General features: G+C 72.9%; 19 protein-coding genes. 3 read left to right on the top strand and 16 right to left on the bottom strand.

The window, feature by feature from the left end; translation table 11 throughout:
• The first annotated feature begins 190 nt into the window (after nucleotides 1-190).
• Entirely contained in the window at nucleotides 191-1546 is a 1356-nt protein-coding gene (locus tag LPA54_RS11410) for a M28 family peptidase (RefSeq protein ID WP_228976455.1), read from the top strand.
• Between the two features lie 191 nt (nucleotides 1547-1737).
• On the opposite strand, the gene LPA54_RS11405 is transcribed toward LPA54_RS11410, so the two are convergent.
• Both LPA54_RS11405 and LPA54_RS11400 read right to left on the bottom strand, forming a co-directional pair.
• A complete protein-coding gene (locus LPA54_RS11405) occupies nucleotides 1738-3024 on the bottom strand; it encodes a sigma-E factor regulatory protein RseB domain-containing protein (RefSeq protein WP_228976453.1) in 1287 nt (428 codons plus the stop codon).
• Nucleotides 3025-3270: 246 nt separating this feature from the next.
• Entirely contained in the window at nucleotides 3271-4281 is a 1011-nt protein-coding gene (locus tag LPA54_RS11400) for a polyprenyl synthetase family protein (RefSeq protein ID WP_228976451.1), read from the bottom strand.
• Nucleotides 4282-4687: 406 nt separating this feature from the next.
• On the opposite strand from LPA54_RS11400, the gene fahA reads away from it, so the two are divergent.
• The gene (gene fahA, locus LPA54_RS11395; protein ID WP_228976449.1) at nucleotides 4688-5923 is read left to right on the top strand and encodes a fumarylacetoacetase; all 1236 of its coding nucleotides are present in this window, start codon (nucleotides 4688-4690) and stop codon (nucleotides 5921-5923) included.
• A gap of 114 nt (nucleotides 5924-6037) precedes the next feature.
• Here the strand turns inward: fahA and LPA54_RS11390 are convergent, their stop codons facing one another.
• Nucleotides 6038-6865 carry a carbohydrate-binding protein gene (locus LPA54_RS11390; RefSeq protein ID WP_228976446.1) on the bottom strand — a complete coding sequence of 276 codons (828 nt, stop codon included), beginning with the start codon at nucleotides 6863-6865 and terminating at the stop codon, nucleotides 6038-6040.
• A gap of 58 nt (nucleotides 6866-6923) precedes the next feature.
• Complete coding sequence (locus LPA54_RS11385) at nucleotides 6924-7871, bottom strand: AraC family transcriptional regulator (RefSeq protein ID WP_228976444.1); 948 nt, start codon at nucleotides 7869-7871, stop codon at nucleotides 6924-6926.
• 249 nt (nucleotides 7872-8120) lie between these two features.
• Between LPA54_RS11385 and LPA54_RS11380 the strand changes: the two genes are divergently transcribed.
• Nucleotides 8121-8660 (top strand): hypothetical protein, encoded by a 540-nt coding sequence (locus LPA54_RS11380; RefSeq protein ID WP_228976442.1) that lies wholly within the window; start codon nucleotides 8121-8123, stop codon nucleotides 8658-8660.
• A gap of 77 nt (nucleotides 8661-8737) precedes the next feature.
• Here the strand turns inward: LPA54_RS11380 and nuoN are convergent, their stop codons facing one another.
• Genes nuoN through LPA54_RS11320 form a run of 12 tightly spaced genes read right to left on the bottom strand, consistent with a single transcriptional unit; the run spans nucleotide 8738 to nucleotide 23855 of the window.
• A complete protein-coding gene (gene nuoN / locus LPA54_RS11375) occupies nucleotides 8738-10390 on the bottom strand; it encodes an NADH-quinone oxidoreductase subunit NuoN (protein WP_228976441.1) in 1653 nt (550 codons plus the stop codon).
• A complete protein-coding gene (locus LPA54_RS11370; protein ID WP_228976647.1) occupies nucleotides 10387-11967 on the bottom strand; it encodes an NADH-quinone oxidoreductase subunit M in 1581 nt (526 codons plus the stop codon). The genes nuoN and LPA54_RS11370 overlap by 4 nt, the downstream gene beginning before the upstream one ends.
• 5 nt (nucleotides 11968-11972) lie before the next feature.
• Nucleotides 11973-13916: an NADH-quinone oxidoreductase subunit L gene (nuoL, locus tag LPA54_RS11365; protein ID WP_228976439.1), complete on the bottom strand. Its 1944-nt coding sequence runs from the start codon at nucleotides 13914-13916 to the stop codon at nucleotides 11973-11975.
• A 15-nt stretch (nucleotides 13917-13931) separates the two neighbouring features.
• Nucleotides 13932-14231 (bottom strand): NADH-quinone oxidoreductase subunit NuoK, encoded by a 300-nt coding sequence (gene nuoK / locus LPA54_RS11360; RefSeq protein ID WP_058945132.1) that lies wholly within the window; start codon nucleotides 14229-14231, stop codon nucleotides 13932-13934.
• Nucleotides 14228-15055 (bottom strand): NADH-quinone oxidoreductase subunit J, encoded by an 828-nt coding sequence (locus LPA54_RS11355; protein ID WP_228976438.1) that lies wholly within the window; start codon nucleotides 15053-15055, stop codon nucleotides 14228-14230. The genes nuoK and LPA54_RS11355 overlap by 4 nt, the downstream gene beginning before the upstream one ends.
• Nucleotides 15052-15738, bottom strand: a complete 687-nt coding sequence (gene nuoI / locus LPA54_RS11350) for an NADH-quinone oxidoreductase subunit NuoI (RefSeq protein WP_228976436.1) — start codon at nucleotides 15736-15738, stop codon at nucleotides 15052-15054. The genes LPA54_RS11355 and nuoI overlap by 4 nt, the downstream gene beginning before the upstream one ends.
• Nucleotides 15728-17104 carry an NADH-quinone oxidoreductase subunit NuoH gene (gene nuoH, locus LPA54_RS11345; protein WP_228976433.1) on the bottom strand — a complete coding sequence of 459 codons (1377 nt, stop codon included), beginning with the start codon at nucleotides 17102-17104 and terminating at the stop codon, nucleotides 15728-15730. The genes nuoI and nuoH overlap by 11 nt, the downstream gene beginning before the upstream one ends.
• Nucleotides 17101-19638, bottom strand: a complete 2538-nt coding sequence (locus LPA54_RS11340) for an NADH-quinone oxidoreductase subunit G (RefSeq protein WP_228976431.1) — start codon at nucleotides 19636-19638, stop codon at nucleotides 17101-17103. The genes nuoH and LPA54_RS11340 overlap by 4 nt, the downstream gene beginning before the upstream one ends.
• Nucleotides 19635-20984 carry an NADH-quinone oxidoreductase subunit NuoF gene (gene nuoF / locus LPA54_RS11335; RefSeq protein ID WP_228976429.1) on the bottom strand — a complete coding sequence of 450 codons (1350 nt, stop codon included), beginning with the start codon at nucleotides 20982-20984 and terminating at the stop codon, nucleotides 19635-19637. The genes LPA54_RS11340 and nuoF overlap by 4 nt, the downstream gene beginning before the upstream one ends.
• Entirely contained in the window at nucleotides 20984-21823 is an 840-nt protein-coding gene (gene nuoE / locus LPA54_RS11330; RefSeq protein WP_228976645.1) for an NADH-quinone oxidoreductase subunit NuoE, read from the bottom strand. Before nuoE ends, nuoF begins: the two co-directional genes overlap by 1 nt.
• A 17-nt stretch (nucleotides 21824-21840) precedes the next feature.
• A complete protein-coding gene (locus LPA54_RS11325) occupies nucleotides 21841-23175 on the bottom strand; it encodes an NADH-quinone oxidoreductase subunit D (RefSeq protein WP_228976426.1) in 1335 nt (444 codons plus the stop codon).
• Nucleotides 23172-23855: an NADH-quinone oxidoreductase subunit C gene (locus tag LPA54_RS11320; protein ID WP_228976644.1), complete on the bottom strand. Its 684-nt coding sequence runs from the start codon at nucleotides 23853-23855 to the stop codon at nucleotides 23172-23174. The genes LPA54_RS11325 and LPA54_RS11320 overlap by 4 nt, the downstream gene beginning before the upstream one ends.
• Between the last annotated feature and the right edge of the window lie 12 nt (nucleotides 23856-23867).

Raw genomic sequence — 23867 nt, 5'->3', positions numbered from 1 at the left:
GACGCGTCCGGTATACGGAGCCGGGTGACCGGAAGCCGCCCTTGACGGGCGGCCGAATTGTCGATGTACATTCAGCGACGCACTCGCACACCAGACCGGCACCACCAGCTCCAGCGCCCCGTCGACGCCGCCGCCGCAGGGCGTCCCGCACGTTCCGTCCCCATCCCCGTACGGAATTCGGAGCCCCCACATGACGCACTCCGTGTCCGGCATACCCAGACGCACCGCCGCGGCCGCCGCACTCGCCCTCGCGGGCCTGCTGGCCACCGCCGCGCCCGCCGCCACCGCGGCGCCCTCCGCCCCGACAGCACCCGGGGCACAGACGGCACCCGCCGCCGCGGTCGCCGCGCCCGACATCCCGCTCGCCAACGTCAAGGCGCACCTGACGCAGTTCCAGTCGATCGCCTCCGCCAACGGCGGCAACCGCGCCCACGGCCGCCCCGGCTACAAGGCCTCCGTCGACCACCTGAAGGCCAAGCTGGACGCCGCCGGGTTCACCACCACCGTGCAGCAGTTCACCACCAGCGGCGCCACCGGCTACAACCTCGTCGCCGACTGGCCCGGCGGTGACCCGAACAAGGTCCTCATGGCCGGCGCCCACCTCGACTCCGTCTCCTCCGGGCCCGGCATCAACGACAACGGCTCGGGCTCGGCCGCCGTCCTGGAGACCGCGCTCGCCGTCTCGCGCGCCGGGTTCAAGCCCGCCAAGCACCTGCGGTTCGCCTGGTGGGGCGCCGAGGAACTGGGCCTCGTGGGCTCCAAGTACTACGTCAACAACCTGCCGTCGACCGAGCGCGCCAAGGTCTCCGGCTACCTGAACTTCGACATGATCGGCTCGCCCAACCCGGGCTACTTCGTCTACGACGACGACCCGGTCATCGAGAAGACGTTCAAGGACTACTTCGCCGGCATCGGCGTCCCCACGGAGATCGAGACGGAGGGCGACGGCCGCTCCGACCACGCGTCGTTCAAGAACGTCGGCATCCCGGTCGGCGGTCTGTTCACCGGCGCCAGCCGCACCAAGACCAGCGCCCAGGCGCAGAAGTGGGGCGGTACCGCCGGGCAGTCCTTCGACCGCTGCTACCACTCGTCCTGCGACACCACCGCCAACATCAACGACACCGCGCTGGACCGCAACAGCGACGCCCTCGCCCACGCGGTGTGGACGCTGTCGGCGGGGGCGACCGAGCCGCCGACCGGCGACACGTACGAGAACACCACCGACGTGTCCATCCCGGACAACGGCACGCCCGTCACCTCCTCCGTCACCGTCTCGGGCCGCACCGGCAACGCCCCCGCCGCCCTGCGCGTCACGGTGGACGTCGTGCACACCTGGCGCGGCGATGTGGTCATCGACCTCCTCGCGCCGGACGGCACGGCGTACCGGCTGAAGAACTCCAGCGCCAACGACTCGGCGGACAACATCCGCGAGACGTACACGGTCGACGCGTCGAGCGAGCCGGCGAACGGGACGTGGCGGCTGCGCCTCCAGGACGTGGCGCGGTCCGACACCGGCTACCTCAACGCCTTCTCGCTGACCTTCTGAGGCTCCGCACCGCCGCGGCGACGCGGGGGAGGCCGGGCCGGGACACACCCGAGGGGCCCACCGCGACCGTGCGGTGGGCCCCTGCCGGGTACGGGCGGCGGCCGCCCCCCGGGTGCGGGCGGCCGCCGCCGTCACCCAGGTGCGGCCGCCATCACCTCGATGCGGCCGCCGTCACCTCCGTGCGGCCGCCGTCACCTGGTGGCGCCGTCCGCCGCCGCGACCAGCGCCTGCGGGGTCACGGCGCCGACGTACATCCGGCCGTCGTCCGTCATCAGGGCGTTGACCAGGCGGGTCTTGAAGACCATGCCGGAGCCGAAGGTGCCGGTGACCCGGTCGCCGAGGCCGTCGAGGAACTGCTGCGCCTCGGGCGGCAGTCCGTCCTTCTTCTCCCCGGCGCCGCCCGCGCCGCCGTCCCGCCGCGGCGCCGGGGCCGCCGCGTCCGCGCCCGGCCCCGCGACCTCGACCACGGTGGTCCAGCCCTCGCCGAGGACGTTCAGCCCCTGGAAGCCGTCGGCGCCGGCCAGGCCCTCCAGCCCCTTCAGACCCTCCTCGACGGCCTTGCCGTCCTTCTCCTTCAGCTCGGCGGCCGGCCCGTCCGCGCCCGCCCCGGCGCCTTCCGGCCCGGTGACCTTCGTGCCCTTCGGCGGCGTGAACGCGAACACCGAGGCGTCCGGCCGCGAGAAGTCGACCTTGGTGAAGCCGGCGTCCAGCGCCGCCTTGCCGCCGTCCCTCGGGGTGAGCGTGAACTTCAGCGGGACGCCGTTGCGCGCGTCGACCGCCACCTTCACGGACCCGATGGTGGAACCGCTCTGCCTGGGCCTGATGACCAGCTGGTAGGCGTCCCGTCCGGCCACCCGCGCCGTGCCCTCGACGGTGACGGACGTGGTGGCGTCGACCGCCTCCAGCGCCTGCGAGGCGAGGTCGCCGGGCGTGACGGGCGGCTGCTGCCCCGCGTCGGAGCCGGGGCCGCGCTCGGCACCGCGCCCGGTGGGCGCGGCCGGGTCCTTCTCGTGCACGGCCTCACCGGCCTTGCTGTCGTACGCCCACACCTCGTCGCCGTTGTGGACGAGGGTGTACTCGTCGGCGCCGTCCTGGACGGTCAGCCGCTGCCGGTCCGGCCCGTCGGCCGCGACCCGCAGGGTGTGGGTACCGGACGCCAGCTTCATCAGCTGCGCGTCGGCGGACGCGGCCGCCCCCGAGTCGCCGAGCAGGTCGCCGAGGCCCGCGACGGACGGCAGCCCGAGGTCGGTGCTGACCTTCAGGGTGCCGGACATCTGCTGGGTGTCCGACGCGGCGATCTTCTCTATCAGCTGCTGGGCGGTGATCTTCGGCAGGTCGGGGTCGCCGGCCGCCGCGAGCGCCGGGACGAGCCCGATCGTCGCCGCGGCCACCCCCGCCACCGCTACCGGGACCGCGTACCGCGTGACCTTCGCGCGCACGGGACGTGCGGTCCTTGCGTCGCTGTCGTTCGGTGCCATGTGTGCGCTACCTCCGTGGTGTGGTGGTATCCATTGCACCCAATCCGCGGCCCGCGGACGTCAGCCCGCGGCATCAACTTGCCGTACCTCTCAGGGATGACCCGCCCCTGAGACCCTCACCCGCACGGGTACGGGACGGCACAGGCCCCGCCCGGCACGGCACCGACCCGGCACGGGTACGGCACGGCACAGGTCCGGGACGGCACGCGGGCGCCGGTGGTGCGACCGCCCGCCGCCGGGCCGGTGTCAGCCCGCGCGGTGGACGACCAGGTCGCACAGCTCGACGAGCGCGGACTTGGCGTACCCGTCCGGCAGCGGGGCGAGCATGGCCCGCGCCTCCTGGGCGTACCGCACGGTGTCCCGGCGGGCCAGCTCCAGCGCGGGGTGGGCACGCAGCCGGCGCAGCGCCTCGGCGTGCAGGGCGTCGTCCGTCAGGTCGCCGTCCAGCAGTTCCACCAGCTCCAGGTCCTCGGCGCGGCCGTGCTGCTCGGCGAGGGCGCGCAGGTGCAGGACGGGCAGCGTGGCGATGCCCTCGCGCAGGTCGGTGCCGGGGGTCTTGCCGGACTCGTGGGAGTCGGAGGCGATGTCGAGGACGTCGTCGGCGAGCTGGAAGGCGGTGCCGAGCCGCTCGCCGTACTGCGTGAGGATCTCCACGGTCCGCTCGTCGGCGCCGGCCATCATGGCGCCGAACCGGCCGGACACGGCGACCAGCGAGCCGGTCTTGCCGGCGATGACGTCGAGGTAGTGCTCGACCGGGTCCTGGCCCTCGCGCGGCCCCGCGGTCTCCAGGATCTGCCCGGTGACCAGCCGCTCGAACGCGCCCGCCTGGATGCGGACGGCCTCGGGGCCGAGATCCGCCAGGATGTGTGAGGCCCGCGCGAAGAGGAAGTCACCCGTGAGGACGGCGACGGAGTTGCCCCAGCGGGTGTTGGCGCTGTCCACCCCGCGCCGCACCAGGGCCTCGTCCATCACGTCGTCGTGGTACAGCGTCGCCAGGTGCGTCAGCTCGACCACCACGGACGCGGGCACGACACCGGGCGCGTGCGGGTCGCCGAACTGCGCGGAGAGCATCACGAGCAGCGGGCGGAACCGCTTGCCGCCGGCCCGGACCAGGTGCTGCGCCGCCTCCGTGATGAAGGGGACGTCGCTCTTGGTGGCATCGAGGAGTCCGGCCTCGACCGCCGCCAGCCCGGTCTGGACATCGGCTTCGAGAGCCTGGTCCCGCACGCTCAGCCCGAACGGCCCGACTGCGGTCACGAGGAGGTCTCCTGTCTGCTGACGATCACAAGGATTGTCGATGTGTCGCTGGATTCACTCCCGTCAGCGTATCCGGTCCCGTTTGGATCGCCGTGGGCACCTTCCCGCCACCCCCGGTATGTTCGCGATCGGCACGTACGACCGGAATGGACCGGTGGAAGCGGACCCTCCATGACCGTCCGCGCCACCTTCTCGTACGGATCGGACCACTCGGACGTTCCCGTTCCGCTACCGGACGGCCTCCGGCTCCCCGCGGAGGGGCGGGGCCGCCGGGCAGGCCGGGGCTGACGGGGGCCGGGGCCCGGCCGCGGCGGGGGTGACGAGCCCCTCTCCCGCCACACCTGGGAGAAGCGCGGGCACCGCCGTAACGTGTCCCCCACACACGTGGAAAGCGAGGCAAGCACCGATGCCCGAGCAGCCCGAACAGAGCCCGCTCGACCTGGCCGAAGGCGACCCCTTCGGCCCGCACAACCTCCCGTACGGCGTGTTCTCGACCGCCGGCGAACCCGGCCGCCGCAGGGTGGGCGTACGGATCGGCGGCCATGTGCTGGACGCCGGCGCCGCGGCGCACGCGCTCGGCTCCCCGTACGCGGACCTGCTCGCGCAGCCGACCCTCAACCCGCTGATGGCGGCGGGCCGCAGGACGTGGCGGGACGTGCGCCGCGCGCTCACCGCCTGGCTGACCTCACCCGCGCACCGCGCGGACGTCGAGCCCCTGCTGCACCCGCTCGACGCGGTGACGCTGCACCTGCCGTTCGAGGTGGCGGACTACGTCGACTTCTACGCCAGCGAGCACCACGCCTCCAACGTGGGCCGCATGTTCCGCCCGGACGGCGAGCCGCTGACGCCGAACTGGAAGCACCTGCCGATCGGTTACCACGGCCGCTCGGGCACGGTCGTCGTCTCCGGCACGGACGTGGTGCGCCCCAGCGGGCAGCGCAAGGCGCCGGCCGACGCCGCTCCCGTCTTCGGCCCGTCCGGCAAGCTGGACATCGAGGCGGAGGTCGGCTTCGTCGTCGGCACCCCCTCCGAGCTGGGCAGGCCGGTCGCGCTCGGCGACTTCCGCGAGCACGTCTTCGGCCTGACGCTGCTCAACGACTGGTCGGCGCGGGACGTGCAGGCGTGGGAGTACGTGCCGCTCGGCCCGTTCCTGGGCAAGTCGTTCGCCACGTCGGTGTCGGCGTGGGTGACGCCGCTGGAGGCCCTCGACGCCGCCCGGGTGGCGCCGCCGGCCCGTGACCTCCCGCTGCTGCCCTACCTGGACGACGCGGCCGAGGAGGAGCAGGGCGGCTTCGACCTGCACATCACGGTGCGGATCAACGGCGAGGTGGTGGCCGAGCCGCCGTTCTCCACCATGTACTGGACGGCGGCGCAGCAGCTGGCGCACATGACCGTCAACGGCGCCTCGCTGCGCACCGGCGACCTCTACGGCTCGGGCACGGTGAGCGGCCCGGAGCCGCACCAGCGCGGTTCGCTGCTGGAGCTGACGTGGAACGGGCGGGACGCGCTCGAACTGTCCGGCGGCAAGCGCACGTTCCTGGAGGACGGCGACGTGGTCACGCTCACCGCGTGGGCGCCCGGCCCGGACGGGGCGAAGGTCGGCCTGGGCGAGGTCACGGGCCGCGTCACGCCGGCCGTCTGACACCGCGGGCCGACCGGGCGCACGCGGTCGGGCCACGCCCACGGGGCGTGGCCCGGCACCCCGGCTCCGGGTGCCGGGCCGTGCGGCGCATGGCTCAGCCGCACCCCGTGGTGGTCATCCGGCGCGCCAGAGCGCGGGGGCGCTCGGCGGCTCCCACCCCGCCTGCGCGGTGTGGGCCTGGAGGCACGCGTAGCCGCGGCCCCCGTACGTGACCCGGTCGCCCGGCCGGTACGCGGTCCCCGGCGCCCAGGTCCCGCCGGGCGGCGGGGTCGTCGGGTCGGGGCCGGGGCCGGGCGTCTGCGGCACGTCGAGCACGAAGTCGAAGGCCGCCTCCTTCGCCCCGGAGCCCGCGTCGCGCACGGTCATCAGCAGCCGCGGGTCGAAGAGCGGGTCCGTGGCGTTGCGGGGCTCGCCCGGGAAGTACAGCTGCGTGGTGAGCACCGGGCGGCCGGGAGCCTGCGCCTTGACGTGGATGTGCCGGGTGCGGCCCGGGTACAGGCCCGGCACGATCGTGGTGAGGCGGAACGCGCCCTGGGCGTCGGTGAACTGGTGGCCGCGGAAGCGGTACCCGGCGTTGTCGTAGGCGCCGTTGACGTCGGCCTGCCAGAAGTCGAGCAGGACGCCGGGGACGGGTCGGCAGCCGCGCCCGAAGACGTAGCCGGTGACGGTGAGGCGGACGCCCGGGGTGCCGGCGTCCACCAGGGACGTGCGCCGGGGCGAGTTCGGCTTGAAGTACGGGCCCTCCATCTGCGGGGGCGTCGGGTCGTCCCCGTCGTCGCAGGCGGGCGTCGGTTCCAGCGGGGCGCCGCCGGGCACGGCGACGGCACGGGCCAGTGCCGGCCCGCCGACGAGCACGGCGGGGGCGGCGAGGCCCGCCGCGAGGGCGGCGCGCAGCACGGTCTTGCGGGTGGGCTGCCCACTGCGGGGCTCCTGGTCGTCCATGCCTGCTCCTGGTCCGGGAGGGGGGGTCAGGGGAACGGCTTCGAACCTACGCACGCCGTCACGGGCGGACGATGGACTGGACGCGGCGGTCGTGGTGAATACCGCCGCCCGCCTCCGCGCCGCGGCGGAAGTCGCCCGGACTGGTGCCGGTCTCGCGGCGGAAGAAGCGGCAGAAGTAGGCGGGGTCGCCGAACCCGACCCGCGCGGCGACCTGCCGGACGGTCAGGTCGGTGCGGGCGAGGAGACGTTTCGCCTCGTGGACGCGGGCCTCGCGGACGAGCTGGCCCGGGGTGCGGCCGGTGGCCGTCTTGACCGCCTCGGCGAGGTGCCCGGCGCTCACGCCGACGGCAGCCGCGCAGGCGCGCACCGACCACAGCGCCGGGTCGCCGCGGCCGATGAGGCGGGTGAACTCCTCCGCGACGGCCCCCGGGCGGCCCCCGGCGCGGCCCGGGGCGGCCGGGTGCGCGTCGTAGAGCCGCGCCGCGCGGACCACGAGGACGTGCAGCAGGGCGCGGAGCACCGAGGGCCGGCCGTCGGCACCCCGGTCGTACTCGTCGTGCAGATCGGCCAGGAGCCGGGCCGTCCACTCGGCGGCCCGCTCGTCCAGGGTGGGCCAGGGCCGCTCGCCCAGCCGCCGCAGCAGCTGCCGGTCCCCGGGGTGGTCGATCAGGAAGTCCTCGGTGAACAGGACGACGGAGCCGTCCACGTCCGCCGCCCCCTCCCAGTGGTGGACCTGGCCGGGGGTGAGGAAGCCCAGGTGCGGCGGGCGCAGCGGCCAGCGGGCGAGGTCGGCGACGTGCGCCCCGCGCCCGGCCGTGACGTGGACGATCTCGTAGAAGGTGTGCCGGTGGGGGAAGGCGGCCCGGGACATCGGCCCGATGGTGTCGAAGGTGCCGATCGCGAACGGCACCGCGTCAGGCATCGGCACCTCCAGGCGGTGCATCGGCAGCGCCCCCCGCCCGCCGGTCCCGCCGTCCTCCCCTGGTAACACCGTGGTGCCGCGCATCGCCCTCGCCCGTCCTCGAAACCGTCGTGGGCCCGCCACCGCGCCGGGGCGTCGCCGGAGCGGGTGGTCTGGACCAGTTGCGTCCGGTCACCATGCCACGGCGGGACGGGCGGGGCCAGGGTGCCGTCCGTCCGATGGCCCGCCCCCGGGTGCGGCCGTCCGCGCGGCGTCACATGCTTCCTACGGGGTCGCGCCCGGACCGCACCGGCCGCCCCGCACGCCCGCCAGCCGTCCCACGAGGAGCACCGCATGAACCCGAGAGGGCCCATAACCGCCGCCGCCGTCGCCTCCCTCGCCTCCCTGGCACTGCTGGGGGGTCCGGCCCCCGCGACGGCCGCCGACGAGGACTCCGCGCACACCGACCTGATGGCGTCCTTCAACGCGACGCTGAAGTACCACTCGGTGGAACGGGCCGTCGCGGACGGCTACACCCCCATGCGCGGCTGCATCGCCCGGGAGGGCGAGGGAGCCATGGGCTTCCACTACGTCAACACGGCGCACAACAACCAGACCGACCCCACCAAGCCCTCCGCCCTCATGTACGAGAAGGGGGCGGACGGCAAGCTGCGGCTGGTAGGGGTGGAGTGGTTCGTCGAGGACGCCGACCAGGACCTGGCCACCGACGACGACCGCCCGGTGATGTTCGGGCAGCCCTTCCTCGGCCCGTCGTCGGGCGTCGAGGAGGGCGTCAAGGTCCACTACGACCTGCACGTGTGGCTGCACAAGCCCAACCCCAAGGGCATGTTCCACGAGTGGAACCCCGACGTGAGCTGCGCCGGGCAGGACTGAACACGGCGGCGGCCGGGCGGGGCGCGTCACCGCGCGTCCCGCCCGGCCGCCTCCGCGCGCCGGGTCGCCCGCCGCCGCTAGCGGACGAACACCCCCGCCTGTCCGGCGAGGTCCAGGAAGTACTGCGGGGCCACGCCGAGGACGAGCGTCACGGCGACGCCCACGGCGATGGCCGTCATGGTCAGCGGCGAGGGCACCGCGACGGTCGGCCCCTCCGGGTGCGGTTCGCTGAAGAACATCAGCACGATGACCCGGATGTAGAAGAACGCGGCGATGGCCGAGGCGATCACGCCGACCACCACCAGGGCGCCCGCGCCGCCCTCGGCGGCCGCCTTGAACACGGCGAACTTGCCCGAGAAGCCCGACGTCAGCGGGATCCCGGCGAAGGCCAGCAGGAACACCGCGAAGACCGCCGCCACCAGCGGCGACCGCCGCCCCAGGCCGGCCCACTTCGACAGGTGCGTGGCCTCGCCGCCCGCGTCCCGCACCAGCGTGACCACCGCGAACGCGCCGACCGTCACGAACGAGTACGCCGCCAGGTAGAACAGCGTGGACGAGATGCCCGACGGCGTCGCGGCGATGACGCCCGCGAGGATGAACCCGGCGTGCGCGATCGACGAGTAGGCGAGCAGCCGCTTGATGTCGGTCTGGGTGATGGCGACGACCGCGCCGGCGAGCATGGTGACGATGGCGACGCCCCACATGACGGGCCGCCAGTCCCAGCGCAGCCCCGGCAGGACCACGTACAGCAGCCGCAGCATCGCGCCGAACGCCGCGACCTTGGTGGCCGCCGCCATGAAGCCGGTCACCGGCGTGGGCGCGCCCTGGTAGACGTCGGGCGTCCACATGTGGAACGGCACCGCGCCCACCTTGAACAGCAGGCCCATCAGCACCAGCGCGAAGCCGATGAGCAGCAGGACGTCGTTGCTCATCGTCGCGGCGAGCGCCGGGTCGACCGTGCCGACCGCGCCGTCCACGACGTCCGCGATCCGGGCGTACGAGACGGAGCCCGCGTAGCCGTAGAGCAGCGCGATGCCGAAGAGCAGGAACGCGGAGGCGAAGGAGCCGAGCAGGAAGTACTTGACCGCGGCCTCCTGCGACATCAGCCGCTTGCGGCGGGCGACGGCGCAGAGCAGGTACAGCGGCAGCGAGAAGACCTCCAGCGCGATGAAGAGCGTCAGCAGGTCGTTGGCGGCGGGGAAGACGAGCATGCCCGCGACGGCGAACATCACCAGCGGGAACACCTCGGTGGTGGTGAACCCCGCCCTGACCGCGGCCTTCTCGTGCTCGCTGCCCGGGACGGCGGCCGCCTCGGCGGCGAAGGAGTCGACGCGGTGGCCGTGCCGGGCCGGGTCGAGGCGCCGCTCGGCGAAGGTGAAGACCGCGACGAGCGAGGTCAGCAGGATCGTCCCCTGGAGGAACAGGGCGGGGCCGTCGACCGCGATGGCGCCCATGGCGGAGATCTGCGCCTTGGTCGTGGCGTGGCCCGTGACGGCGAGGCCGATCACCGCGGCGAACGCGCCGGCGAGCGCCACCGCGCTGAGGAACAGCTGCGCGTGGTAGCGCGCCCGGCGCGGGACGACGGCCTCGACGAGGATGCCGAGGACCGCCGCGCCGACCACGATGAGGACCGGGGCGAGCTGCCCGTACTCGATCTCCGGCGCGGGGATCCGGCCGAGCGGTTCGGTGGCCGCCGTCGTCCACAGGGTGTGGAAGTCCGTAGTGCTCACTTGGCCGCCTCCACGTCGGGCCGGGGGTCCTTCTGCTGGACGTCGGACATGGTGTGCCGCACCGCCGGGTTGACGATGTCGGTGAGCGGCTTCGGGTAGACGCCGAGGACGAGCAGCAGCGCGATCAGCGGGGCCGCCACGGCCAGCTCGCGCGGCCGCAGGTCGGGCATGGCCCGGACCTCCTCCTTGACCGGCCCCGTCATCGTCCGCTGGTAGAGCACCAGCGTGTAGAGCGCGGCCAGCACGATGCCGGTGGTGGCGACGACGCCCGCGACCGGGTACCGGGCGAACGTGCCGACCAGCACCAGGAACTCGCTGACGAACGGCGCCAGGCCGGGCAGCGACAGCGTGGCGAGCCCGCCGACGAGGAACGTGCCGGCGAGGACCGGCGCGACCTTCTGCACCCCGCCGTAGTCGGCGATGAGCCGCGAACCGCGGCGGGAGATGAGGAACCCGGCGACCAGCATCAGCGCGGCCGTCGAGATGCCGTGGTTGACCATGTAGAGCGTGGCGCCGCTCTGGCCCTGGCTGGTCATCGCGAAGATGCCGAGGACGATGAAGCCGAAGTGGGAGATCGACGCGTACGCGATCAGGCGCTTGATGTCGCGCTGGCCGACCGCGAGCAGCGCCCCGTAGACGATGCTGACCAGCGCCAGCGCGATGATCACCGGGGTGGCCCACTTCGACGCCTCGGGGAAGAGGCCCAGGCAGAAGCGGAGCATCGCGAACGTGCCGACCTTGTCGACGACGGCCGTGATGAGCACCGCGACGGGTGCCGTGGCCTCGCCCATGGCGTTCGGCAGCCAGGTGTGCAGCGGCCACAGCGGCGCCTTCACCGCGAAGGCGAGGAAGAAGCCGAGGAAGAGCAGCCGCTCGGTGTCGGTCGCCATGGACAGCTCGCCGCTCGCGCGCGCCGCGGCGATCTCGGTGAGGGAGAAGCTGCCCGCGACGACGTACAGCCCGATCACCGCGGCCAGCATGACCAGCCCGCCGGCGAGGTTGTACAGCAGGAACTTCACCGCCGCGTACGACCGCTGGGCCGCCGCCCGGTCGTCGGTCCCGGCGTGGGCCCGGTCCCCGAAGCCGCCGATGAGGAAGTACATCGGGATGAGCATGGCCTCGAAGAGGACGTAGAAGAGGAAGACGTCGGTGGCCTCGAAGGAGAGGATCACCATCGCCTCGACCATGAGGATCAGCGCGAAGAAGCCCTGGGTGGGGCGCCACCGCTTGGAGCCGGTCTCCTCGGGGTCGGCGTCGTGCCATCCGGCGAGGATGACGAAGGGGATCAGCAGGGCGGTGAGGGCGATCAGGGCGACCCCGATGCCGTCCACGCCCAGCTCGTAGCGGACGCCGAAGTCGCTGATCCAGGCGTGCGACTCGGTGAGCTGGTACCGGGCTCCGCCCGGGTCGAAGCGCACCATGACGGCCACCGCGAGGGCGAGCGTGGCGAGCGAGAAGAGCAGCGCCAGCCACTTGGCCGCCGTGCGGCGGGCCGCGGGGACGGCGGCGGTGACGATCGCGCCGGCCGCCGGCAGCAGCGCCGTCGCGGTGAGGAGGGGGAAGGACGTCCCGGACATCGCGCTCACACCGCCCTCATCAACAGGGTCGCGGCGATCAGCACCGCAGCACCTCCGAACATCGAGACCGCGTAGGAGCGGGCGAAGCCGTTCTGCAGTTGGCGCATCCGGCCGGAGAGACCGCCCATCGCCGCGGCGGTGCCGTTGACGACACCGTCGACGAGGGTGTGGTCGACGTAGACGAGCGAGCGGGTGAGGTGTTCGCCGCCGCGGACCAGGACCACGTGGTTGACGTCGTCCTGGAAGAGGTCGCGGCGGGCCGCCCGGGTGAGCAGCGAACCGCGGGGCGCGGCCACCGGCACGGGCTTGCGTCCGTACTGGGCGTAGGCGATGCCGACGCCGACGAGCAGCACGACCACGGTCGACGCGGTGATGACGGCGGCGCTGACCGGTGGGTGCCCGTGGTCGAAGTCCGTGACCGGCTTGAGCCAGTTCACGAAGGCGCTGTTGAGGGAGAAGAGCCCGCCGGCGAAGACGGACCCGAAGGCGAGCAGGATCATCGGGATCGTCATGGACTTCGGCGACTCGTGCGGGTGCGGCATGCGCCCGGGGGCCGCCTCGGCGCCGGGCTCGACGTCGGCCGCGGCCGGGTCGGGGGCGGGCTGCCAGCGCTTCTCGCCGAAGAACGTCATGAGCATCACGCGGGTCATGTAGTACGCGGTGATGCCGGCGCCCAGCAGCGTGACGGCGCCCAGGATCCAGCCCTCGGTGCCGCCCTTCGCGAAGGCCGCCTCGATGATCTTGTCCTTGGACCAGAAGCCGGACAGCCCCGGGAAACCGATGATCGCCAGGTAGCCGAGCCCGAAGGTGACGAAGGTGACGGGCATGTACTTCCGCAGCCCGCCGTACCTGCGCATGTCGACCTCGTCGTTCATGCCGTGCATGACCGATCCGGCGCCGAGGAACAGCCCGGCCTTGAAGAAGCCGTGCGTCACCAGGTGCATGATCGCGAAGGCGTACCCGATCGGCCCGAGGCCGGCGGCGAGGACCATGTACCCGATCTGCGACATCGTCGAGCCCGCGAGGGCCTTCTTGATGTCGTCCTTCGCGCAACCGACGATCGCACCGAAGAGGAGCGTCACCGCGCCGACCACCACGACCGCGAGCTGCGCGTCCGGCGCGGCGTTGAAGATCGCCCCGGAGCGGGTGATCAGGTACACGCCGGCGGTCACCATCGTCGCCGCGTGGATCAGCGCCGACACCGGGGTCGGGCCCTCCATCGCGTCACCGAGCCACGACTGCAGCGGTACCTGCGCGGACTTGCCGCACGCGGCGAGGAGCAGCATCAGCCCGATCGCCGTCAGCATGCCCTCGGACGCCCCGCCGGTCGCGCCGAGCACCGGCCCGAAGGTGAACGTCCCGAACGTGGTGAACATCAGCATGATCGCCACGGAGAGGCCGATGTCGCCGACCCGGTTGACGAGGAACGCCTTCTTCGCGGCCGTGGCCGCGGAGGGCTTGTGCTGCCAGAACCCGATGAGCAGGTAGGACGCGAGACCGACGCCCTCCCAGCCGAAGTACAGCAGCAGGTAGTTGTCGGCGACGACGAGGAGGAGCATCGCCGCGAGGAAGAGGTTGAGGTAGCCGAAGAAGCGGCGGCGCCGCTCGTCGTGCTCCATGTACCCGATGGAGTAGACGTGGATCAGCGTGCCCACGCCGGTGATCAGCAGGACGAACGTCATCGACAGCTGGTCGAGCTGGAAGGCGATGTCGGCCTGGAAGCCCTCGACCGGCACCCAGCTGAACAGCCGCTGGTGCAGGGTGCGCTCCTCGGCGCCCCGGCCCAGCATGTCGGCGAAGAGGACCGCGCCGACGGCGAAGGAGGCGGCGGCGAGCAGCGTGCCGAGCCAGTGCCCGGCCCGGTCCAGCCGCCGGCCGCCGCAGAGCAGGACGGCCGCTCCGAGCAGGGGCGCCGCGACGAGCAGCGCGATCAGGTTCTCTGTTTCCACGGTTGCAGCGACCCCTTACAGCTTCATCAGGCTGGCGTCGTCGACCGAGGCCGAGTGGCGGGCCCGGAACAGGGACACGATGATGGCGAGCCCCACGACGACCTCCGCGGCGGCGACGACCATCGTGAAGAACGCGATGATCTGGCCGTCCAGGTTGCCGTGGAGCCGGGAGAACGCCACCAGCGTGAGGTTGCAGGCGTTGAGCATCAGCTCCACGCACATGAACACGACGATCGCGTTCCGCCGGACCAGCACGCCGGCGGCGCCGATGGTGAACAACACGGCGGCGAGATAGAGGTAGTTGACGGGATTCACTTGGCCGCCTCCTCTCCGTCCCGGTCGCGGCCCAGCCGCTCCTCGGCGCGCTGCTCCAGCGCCCGCAGGTCCGCCAGCGCCTGCGGCGACACGTCGCGGACCTGGCCGCGGTTGCGCAGCGTGCGGCTGACGGTGAGCTCCGACGGGGTCCCGTCGGGCAGGAGGCCGGGGACGTCCACGGCGTTGTGCCGGGCGTACACGCCGGGGGCGGGGAGCGGCGGGAGCTGCTTGCCCTCGCGCACCCGCTGCTCGGCCAGCTCCCGCTGGCTGCGGGCGGGTTCGGTGCGCTCGCGGTGGGTGAGCACCATCGCGCCGACCGTCGCGGTGATGAGGAGCGCGCCGGTGATCTCGAAGGCGAAGACGTACTTGGTGAAGATGAGCGCCGCCAGGCCCTCGACGTTCCCCGCGGCGTTCGCCGTGCCGAGGCCGTTGAACGTGTCCAGCGAGGCGCGGCCGAGGCCGGCGACGAGCAGGGCGCCGAAGCCGAGCCCGCACAGCGCGGCCAGCCAGCGCTGGCCCTTCAGGGTCTCCTTCAGCGAGTCGGCGGCGGTCACGCCGACGAGCATCACGACGAAGAGGAACAGCATCATGATCGCGCCGGTGTAGACGACGATCTGGACGACGCCCAGGAAGTACGCGCCGTTGGCGAGGTAGAAGACGGCCAGGATCACCATCGTCCCCGCAAGGCACAGGGCGCTGTGCACGGCCTTGCGCATCAGGACGGTGCACAGCGCCCCGACCACCGCGACCGTGCCCAGCAGCCAGAACTGCACGGCCTCGCCGGTCGAGGTGGTGTAGGCGGCTGCCAGGGTGCTCGCGGTCATGCCCCGACCACCTTCCCCGACGCGGGCTCGGTCGGGCCGAAGTCCGTCGCGGCCTCCTGCGGCGCCGCGGTCCCCTCCGGCGCCGCGGCCTCCCCGGGCTCCTCGCCCTTGCTCACCGCCACCTGCCGGACCGTGCCCGGCGCGGCCCCGTGGACCAGGCCCCGGTAGTAGTCCTGCTCGTCCGTCCCGGGGTGGATGGCGTGCGGCGTGTCGACCATGTTGTCGTCGAGGCCCGCCAGGAGCTGCTCCTTGGTGTAGATGAGGTTCTCGCGGGAGCTGTCGGCGAGCTCGAACTCGTTGGTCATCGTCAGCGCCCGGGTCGGGCACGCCTCGATGCACAGGCCGCACAGGATGCAGCGGGCGTAGTTGATCTGGTAGACGCGGCCGTACCGCTCGCCGGGCGAGTAGCGCTCCTCGTCGGTGTTGTCCGCGCCCTCCACGTAGATGGCGTCGGCGGGGCAGGCCCAGGCGCACAGCTCGCAGCCGACGCACTTCTCCAGCCCGTCCGGGTGGCGGTTGAGCTGGTGCCGGCCGTGGAAGCGGGGCGCCGTCGTCTTCGGCTCCTCCGGGTACTGCTCCGTCAGCCGCTTCGTGAACATGGCCTTGAAGGTCACGCCGAAGCCGGCCACCGGGTTCTGGAAGGGGGTCCGTGGGGTGTCCCCCCGGGATGACTCAGTAGACACCGTCCGTCTCCTTTCCGTCACTCGCAGTGTCCCTCGGGCCACTGGCAATCAACTCGCGCTCACCGCGCGGCCGTCGGCGCGGGACCGGCGGCAGGGTCTGACCGGGCAGCGGCGGCACCGGGAACCCGCCCGCCATCGGGTCGAACCCGCCGTCCCCGTCCGTCTGCTCGGCCTGCTCGTCCTCCGCCGCCGCGGCGGCCCTGCGTTCGCGGAACATGTCGGCGACGAAGGAGAGCAGCAGCACGGCGAGGACGCCACCGGCGACGTACAGCACGATCGACTGGAAGGCGACGTTCTCGTTGCGCAGGGCGCGGACGGTGGCGACGAGCATCAGCCACACGATCGAGACGGGGATCAGGACCTTCCAGCCGAGCTTCATCAGCTGGTCGTAGCGGACGCGGGGCAGCGTGCCGCGCAGCCACACGAAGAGGAAGAGCAGCAGCACGACCTTGCCGACGAACCAGAGCATCGGCCACCAGCCGTGGTTCGCGCCCTCCCAGAATCCGGAGATCGGGTACGGGGCGCGCCAGCCGCCCAGGAAGAGGGTGACCGCGACCACCGAGACGGTGACCATGTTGACGTACTCGGCCAGCATGAACATCGCGAACTTGATGGAGCTGTACTCGGTGTTGAAGCCGCCGACCAGGTCGCCCTCGGACTCCGGCATGTCGAACGGGGCCCGGTTCACCTCGCCGACCATCGTCACCATGTAGATGAGGAACGACACCGGGAGCAGCACCACGAACCAGCGGTCCGCCTGCGCCTCGACGATCGTCGAGGTGGACATGGAACCGGAGTAGAGGAAGACGGAGGCGAAGGCCGCGCCCATCGCGATCTCGTACGAGATCATCTGCGCGCAGGCCCGGAGCCCGCCCAGCAGGGGGTAGGTGGAGCCGGAGGACCAGCCGGCGAGCACGATGCCGTAGATGCCGATCGAGGCGACCGCGAGGATGTACAGCATCGCGACCGGGAGGTCCGTCAGCTGCATCGTGGTGCGGTGGCCGAAGATCGACACCTCGTTGCCGGCCGGCCCGAAGGGGATCACCGCGATGGCCATGAAGGCGGGGATGGCGGAGATGACCGGGGCGAGGACGTAGACGACCTTGTCCGCCCGCTTGACGACGACGTCCTCCTTGAGCATCAGCTTGACGCCGTCCGCGAGGGACTGGAGGAGGCCCCAGGGGCCGTGCCGGTTGGGGCCGATGCGCCGCTGCATCCAGGCGACGACCTTGCGCTCCATGACGATGGAGATCAGCACGGTCACCATGAGGAAGGCGAAGCAGAAGACCGCCTTGACGACCACGAGCCACCAGGGGTCGCGGCCGAACACGGAGAGGTCCTCGGCCGCGAGGAGGACCGGGTTCATGCGCGCACCTCCGACGAGTCGGTCGGGTCCGTCGAGTCCGTCGACGCCGGTGGGGAGGAGGGCGCCGGCGCGCCGGCGACCGGGGCGAGGCGGACGAGCGTGCCGGGGGCCGCGCCCAGGTCGGACAGGACGCCGTCGCCCGTGGACCGCAGCGGCAGCCACACCACCCGGTCGGGCATGTCGGTCACCCGCAGCGGCAGCCGTACCGCCCCGGCGGGGCCGGTGACCTCGAGCAGTCCGCCGTCCGCGACGCCGGTCTCCCGCGCCGTGGCGGCCGAGAGACGGGCGGGCGCGGCGTGCCGGGTGCCGGCCAGCGCCTCGTCGCCCTCCTGGAGGCGGCCGAGGTCGAGGAGCATCCGGTGGCCGGCCAGGACGGCCTCGCCCGCGCCGGCCCTGGGCAGCGGCCGCCCGGACTCGGCGGGGTCGCCCGCCGGGGCGCCGTCCCACGGGCCGAGCCGGTCCAGCTCCCGGCGCACGGCCCGCACGTCCGGCAGGCCGAACGGCACGTCCATGGCGTCGGCCAGCATGTGCAGCACGCGCGCGTCGGTCGGCGGCAGCGCGCGGGTGAGGTGCTCGGGCTTCAGCGCGGCCTCGAACATCCGTACGCGGCCCTCCCAGTTGAGGAAGGTGCCGGCCTTCTCCGCGACGGCCGCGACCGGCAGGACCACGTCCGCCCGCTCGGTGACCTCGCCGGGGCGCAGCTCCAGCGAGACCACGAACGTCGCGTCGAGCGCCTCCCGGGCGCGTGCCGGGTCGGGCAGGTCGGCGACCTCGACGCCCGCGACGAGCAGCGCGCCGAGCTCCCCGGCGGCCGCGGCCTCCACGATCTGTCCGGTGTCGCGGCCGTAGCGGTGCGGCAGTTCGCCGACGCCCCAGGCGGCCGCCGTCTCCTCGCGGGCGCGGGGGTCGGTGGCGGGGCGCCCGCCGGGCAGCAGTGACGGGACGGCGCCCGCCCACACCGCGCCGCGCTCGCCGGCCCGGCGCGGGATCCACACCAGTTCGGCGCCGGTGGCGTTCGCGGTCCGGACGGCGGCGGTCAGCGCGCCGGCGACGCCCGCGAGCCGCTCGCCGACGACGATGACGGCGCCCGGTGCCCGCAGCGCCTCAAGGGCGGCGGCGCCCGGACCGTCCAGGCCGGTGCCGGAGGCCAGCGCGTCCAGCCACTCCGTCTCGGTGCCGGGGGCGGCGGGCAGCAGCGTGCCGCCCGCCTTCCGCAGTCCGCGGGTGGCGTACGGGGCGAGGGCGTAGGTGCGCTGCCCGTGCTTGCGCCACGCCTTGCGCAGCCGCAGGAAGACGCCGGGCGCCTCCTCCTCGGCCTCCACGCCCACCAGGAGCACCGCGGGTGCCTGCTCCAGCGAGCCGTGGGTGACCCCGCGGCCGTCGAGGTCGCGGCCCCGCCCGGCGACGCGGGCGGCGAGGAAGTCGGCCTCCTCGCTGCTGTGCACGCGCGCCCGGAAGTCGATGTCGTTGGTGTCGAGGGCGACGCGGGCGAACTTGGCGTACGCGTAGGCGTCCTCGACCGTCAGCCGGCCGCCGGTGAGGACGCCGGTGCGGCCGCGGACCAGGCCGCGCGCCGCCGCCTCCAGAGCCTCCGGCCACGACGCGGGGGCGAGCGCGCCGTCGGCGCCCCGCACGAGCGGCGTGGCGAGGCGGTCACGGGCCTGCGCGTACCGGAACGCGAAGCGTCCCTTGTCGCACAGCCACTCCTCGTTGACCTCGGGGTCGTTGGCGGCGAGCCGCCGCATGACCTTCCCGCGCCGGTGGTCGGTGCGGGTGGCGCAGCCCCCGGCGCAGTGCTCGCACACGGAGGGGCTGGAGACGAGGTCGAAGGGGCGGGAGCGGAAGCGGTACGCCGCCGAGGTCAGCGCGCCGACGGGGCAGATCTGGATGGTGTTGCCGGAGAAGTACGAGGAGAACGGGTCGCCCTCGCCGGTGCCGACCTGCTGCAGGGCGCCGCGCTCGATCAGCTCGATCATCGGGTCGCCCGCGACCTGGTTGGAGAACCGGGTGCAGCGGGCGCACAGCACGCACCGCTCGCGGTCGAGCAGCACCTGCGTGGAGATCGGGACGGGCTTCTCGTAGGTGCGCTTGCGGCCCTCGAAGCGGGACTCCGCCTGCCCGTGCGACATGGCCTGATTCTGCAGGGGGCACTCGCCGCCCTTGTCGCAGACCGGGCAGTCCAGGGGGTGGTTGATGAGCAGCAGCTCCATCACGCCCACCTGCGCCTTCTCGGCGACCTGCGAGGTGAGCTGCGTCCTGACGACCATGCCGTCGGTGCAGGTGATGGTGCAGGAGGCCATCGGCTTGCGCTGGCCCTCGACCTCGACGATGCACTGGCGGCAGGCGCCGGCCGGGTCGAGGAGCGGGTGGTCGCAGAACCGGGGGATCTCGATGCCGACCTGCTCGGCGGCCCGGATGACCAGCGTCCCTTTGGGGACGGAGGTCTCGATCCCGTCGATGGTGAGCGTGACCAGGTCCTCCGGGGGCACCGGGGCCGCCCCGCCGCCGGCGGGGTTCGACGCCATGACGGTCATGCCGTCACCTCCACGTGGTTGTCCGCCCAGGCCGTCGACCTGGCCGGGTCGAAGGGGCAGCCCTTGCCGGTGATGTGCTCCTCGTACTCCCCGCGGAAGTACTTCAGGGAGGAGAAGATCGGCGAGGCGGCGCCGTCGCCGAGGGCGCAGAACGACTTGCCGTTGATGTTGTCGGCGATGTCGGCGAGCTTGTCGAGGTCGGAGAGCGCGCCCCGGCCGGCCTCGATGTCGCGCAGCAGCTGCACCAGCCAGTAGGTGCCCTCCCGGCAGGGGGTGCACTTGCCGCACGACTCGTGGGCGTAGAACTCCGTCCACCGCGTGACGGCGCGGACGACGCAGGTCGTCTCGTCGAAGCACTGCAGGGCCTTGGTGCCGAGCATGGACCCGGCGGCGCCGACGCCCTCGTAGTCGAGGGGCACGTCGAGGTGCTCGTCGGTGAACATCGGGGTGGACGAGCCGCCCGGCGTCCAGAACTTCAGCCGGTGGCCGGGGCGCATGCCGCCGCTCATGTCGAGCAGCTGGCGCAGCGTGATGCCGAGGGGGGCCTCGTACTGGCCGGGGCCGGCGACGTGGCCGCTGAGCGAGTACAGCGTGAAGCCGGGGGACTTCTCGCTGCCCATCGAGCGGAACCACTCCTTGCCCCGGTGCATGATCGCGGGGACCGAGGCGATCGACTCGACGTTGTTCACCACGGTGGGGCAGGCGTACAGGCCGGCGACCGCGGGGAACGGGGGGCGCAGCCGGGGCTGGCCGCGGCGCCCTTCGAGGGAGTCGAGCAGCGCGGTCTCCTCGCCGCAGATGTACGCGCCGGCGCCGGCGTGCACGGTCAGGTCGACGTCGAGTCCGCTGCCGAGGACGTCCTTGCCGAGGAGGCCCGCGGCGTACGCCTCGCGCACGGCCTCGTGGAGCCGGCGCAGGACGGGGACGACCTCGCCGCGCAGGTAGACGAAGGCGTGCGAGGACCTGATCGCGTAGCAGGCGATCACGATGCCCTCGATGAGGGAGTGCGGGTTGGCGAAGAGGAGCGGGATGTCCTTGCAGGTGCCCGGCTCGGACTCGTCGGCGTTCACCACGAGGTAGTGCGGCTTGCCGTCGCCCTGCGGGATGAACTGCCACTTCATCCCGGTGGGGAAGCCGGCGCCGCCGCGGCCGCGCAGGCCGGAGTCCTTGACGTAGGCGATGACCTCGTCCGGCGTCATGGCGAGGGCCTTGCGGAGCCCTTCGTACCCGTCGTGCCGCCGGTAGGTCTCCAGGGTCCAGGAGCGCGGCTCGTCCCAGAAGGCGGACAGGACCGGCGAGAGGAGCTTCTCGGGGCTGGTCTCCCCGATCTCGGTGGCCAAGGTCATCACTCCCCCTCCTCGCTGACCGGCCCGGCCGGGTGCTTCGGGTCGGACGCGGAGGTCTGTTGTGGTGCGTCGTGCGAGCTGAGGTGGCCGGAGCCGGGCTGGGGCCCGCCGTGCGGGGCCTGGTCGCGGGCGCCGCCCTCGGAGGACTCGCCTCGCGGGTGGACGACGCGCGCCGGCAGCGCCTCGCCCTTGGCGAGGCGGAGGCCGATGAGCGAGGCGGGGCCCGCGCCGCCGGTCGCCTCGACGGCGCCGGGGCGGGTGTCGGGGAACCCGGCGAGGATGCGGGACGTCTCCTTGAACGAGCACAGCGGCGCGCCCCGGGTGGGGGCGACGGGGAGGCCGGCGCGCAGGTCGTCGACGAGCCGCTTGGCGCTCTGGGGCGTCTGGTTGTCGAAGAACTCCCAGTTGACCATCACGACGGGCGCGAAGTCGCAGGCGGCGTTGCACTCGATGTGTTCGAGGGTGACCTTGCCGTCGGGGGTGGTCTCCTGGTCGCCGACGCCGAGGTGCTGCTTGAGCTCCTCGTAGATGGCGTCGCCGCCCATGACGGCGCAGAGCGTGTTGGTGCAGACCCCGACCTGGTAGTCGCCGGAGGGCTTGCGCCGGTACATGGTGTAGAAGGTCACGACGGCGGTGACCTCGGCGGTGGTCAGCCCGAGCACCTCGGCGCAGAAGCGCATGCCGGTGCGGGTGACGTGGCCCTCCTCGGCCTGGACGAGGTGCAGCAGCGGCAGCAGCGCGGACCGGGAGTCGGGGTAGCGGGCGATCACCTCCCGGGCGTCCGTCTCCAGCCGGGCGCGCACGTCGGCGGGGTAGTCGGGGGCGGGGAGTTCGGGCATCCCCAGCTGGACGTCGGTCACCGGTCGACGCCTCCCATCACGGGGTCGATGGACGCGACGGCGACGATGACGTCGGCGACCTGGCCGCCCTCGCACATCGCCGCCATGGCCTGGAGGTTGGTGAAGGACGGGTCGCGGAAGTGGACCCGGTAGGGGCGGGTGCCGCCGTCGGAGACGACGTGGGCGCCGAGCTCGCCCTTGGGCGACTCGACCGCGGCGTAGGCCTGGCCGGCGGGGACCCGGAAGCCCTCGGTGACCAGCTTGAAGTGGTGGATCAGGGCCTCCATGGAGGTGCCCATGATCTTCTTGATGTGGTCGAGGGAGTTGCCGAGCCCGTCCGGGCCGAGCGCGAGCTGCGCGGGCCAGGCGATCTTCCGGTCGGCGACCATGACGGGCCCGGGGGCGAGCCGGTCGAGGCACTGCTCGACGATCCTCAGCGACTGGTGCATCTCCTCCAGCCGGATCAGGAAGCGGCCGTAGGCGTCGCAGGTGTCGGCGGTCGGCACCTCGAAGTCGTACGTCTCGTAGCCGCAGTACGGCTCGGCGCGGCGCAGGTCGTGCGGGAGGCCGGCGGAGCGCAGGATCGGGCCGGTGGCGCCGAGGGCCATGCAGCCGGTCAGGTCCAGGTGGCCGATGCCCTGCATGCGGGCCTTGAAGATGGGGTTGCCGGTGGCGAGCTTGTCGTACTCCGGCAGGTTCTTGCGCATGGTCCGCACGAACTCGCGGACCTGGTCGACGGCGCCGGGCGGCAGGTCCTGGGCGAGGCCGCCGGGGCGGATGAACGCGTGGTTCATCCGCAGGCCGGTGATCAGCTCGAAGAGGTCCAGGATCATCTCGCGGTCCCGGAACCCGTAGATCATGACCGTGGTGGCGCCGAGCTCCATGCCGCCGGTGGCGATGCACACCAGGTGCGAGGAGAGCCGGTTGAGCTCCATGAGCAGGACCCGGATCACCGTGGCGCGGTCGGGGATCTGGTCCTCGATGCCGAGGAGCTTCTCGACGCCGAGGCAGTACGCCGCCTCGTTGAAGAACGGCGTCAGGTAGTCCATGCGCGTCACGAAGGTGGTGCCCTGCGTCCACGTCCGGTACTCGAGGTTCTTCTCGATGCCGGTGTGCAGGTAGCCGATGCCGCAGCGGGCCTCGGTGACGGTCTCGCCGTCGATCTCCAGGATGAGCCGCAGCACGCCGTGGGTGGAGGGGTGCTGGGGGCCCATGTTGACGACGATCCGCTCGTCGTCGGTCCGTGCCGCGGACTGGGCGACCTCGTCCCAGTCGCCGCCGGTGACGGTGTAGACGGTGCCCTCGGTGGTCTCGCGGGCGTCCGCGTCGGGTGCGGTCGGGGGTGTGGTCACGAGTACGACCTCCGCTGGTCCGGAGCCGGGATCTGGGCGCCCTTGTACTCGACGGGGATGCCGCCGAGGGGGTAGTCCTTGCGCTGCGGGAAGCCCTGCCAGTCGTCCGGCATCATGATCCGGGTCAGGGCGGGGTGGCCGTCGAAGACCAGGCCGAAGAAGTCGTACGCCTCGCGCTCGTGCCAGTCGTTCGTCGGGTAGACCTCGACGAGGGACGGGACGTGCGGGTCGGCGTCCGGGGCGGACACCTCCAGCCGGATCAGCCGGCCGTGGGTGAGCGAGCGCAGGTGGTAGACGGCGTGCAGCTCGCGGCCCTTGTCGCCCGGGTAGTGCACCCCGCTGACACCCGTGCACAGCTCGAAGCGGAGCGCGGGGTCGTCGCGCAGGGTGCGGGCGACGCGGACGAGGTGCTCGCGGGCGATGTGGAAGGTGAGTTCGCCCCGGTCGACGACCGTCTTCTCGACGGCGTTCTCCGGGACGAGCCCCTGTTCCTCCAGGGCGCCTTCGAGCTCGTCGGCCACCTCGTCGAACCAGCCGCCGTAGGGGCGGACGGCCGGGCCGGGGAGGCGGATGGAGCGGACGAGGCCGTCGTAGCCGGAGGTGTCGCCGCCCCGCTCGGCGCCGAACATGCCGCGTTGGACGCGGATCTCCTCGCCGTGGTCGCCGCGCTGGCCGGGCAGGTTCTGCGCGGC

The sequence above is a fragment of the Streptomyces sp. DH12 genome (assembly GCF_020873895.1).
Lineage (GTDB): Bacteria > Actinomycetota > Actinomycetes > Streptomycetales > Streptomycetaceae > Streptomyces.
The sequence above is the reverse complement of the archived record's forward strand: the minus strand, read 5'-3'. Positions and strand labels throughout refer to the sequence as shown.

Bases quoted from the DNA above. Each gene is read 5' to 3' on its own strand.
- LPA54_RS11410 (WP_228976455.1), top strand. From the start codon at position 191: ATGACGCACTCCGTGTCCGGCATACCCAGACGCACCGCCGCGGCCGCC.
- LPA54_RS11405 (WP_228976453.1), bottom strand. From the start codon at position 3,024: ATGGCACCGAACGACAGCGACGCAAGGACCGCACGTCCCGTGCGCGCG.
- fahA (WP_228976449.1), top strand. From the start codon at position 4,688: ATGCCCGAGCAGCCCGAACAGAGCCCGCTCGACCTGGCCGAAGGCGAC.
- LPA54_RS11390 (WP_228976446.1), bottom strand. From the start codon at position 6,865: ATGGACGACCAGGAGCCCCGCAGTGGGCAGCCCACCCGCAAGACCGTG.
- LPA54_RS11385 (WP_228976444.1), bottom strand. From the start codon at position 7,871: ATGCGCGGCACCACGGTGTTACCAGGGGAGGACGGCGGGACCGGCGGG.
- LPA54_RS11380 (WP_228976442.1), top strand. From the start codon at position 8,121: ATGAACCCGAGAGGGCCCATAACCGCCGCCGCCGTCGCCTCCCTCGCC.
- LPA54_RS11370 (WP_228976647.1), bottom strand. From the start codon at position 11,967: ATGTCCGGGACGTCCTTCCCCCTCCTCACCGCGACGGCGCTGCTGCCG.
- LPA54_RS11355 (WP_228976438.1), bottom strand. From the start codon at position 15,055: ATGACCGCGAGCACCCTGGCAGCCGCCTACACCACCTCGACCGGCGAG.
- nuoH (WP_228976433.1), bottom strand. From the start codon at position 17,104: ATGAACCCGGTCCTCCTCGCGGCCGAGGACCTCTCCGTGTTCGGCCGC.
- LPA54_RS11340 (WP_228976431.1), bottom strand. From the start codon at position 19,638: ATGACCGTCATGGCGTCGAACCCCGCCGGCGGCGGGGCGGCCCCGGTG.
- nuoF (WP_228976429.1), bottom strand. From the start codon at position 20,984: ATGACCTTGGCCACCGAGATCGGGGAGACCAGCCCCGAGAAGCTCCTC.
- nuoE (WP_228976645.1), bottom strand. From the start codon at position 21,823: ATGCCCGAACTCCCCGCCCCCGACTACCCCGCCGACGTGCGCGCCCGG.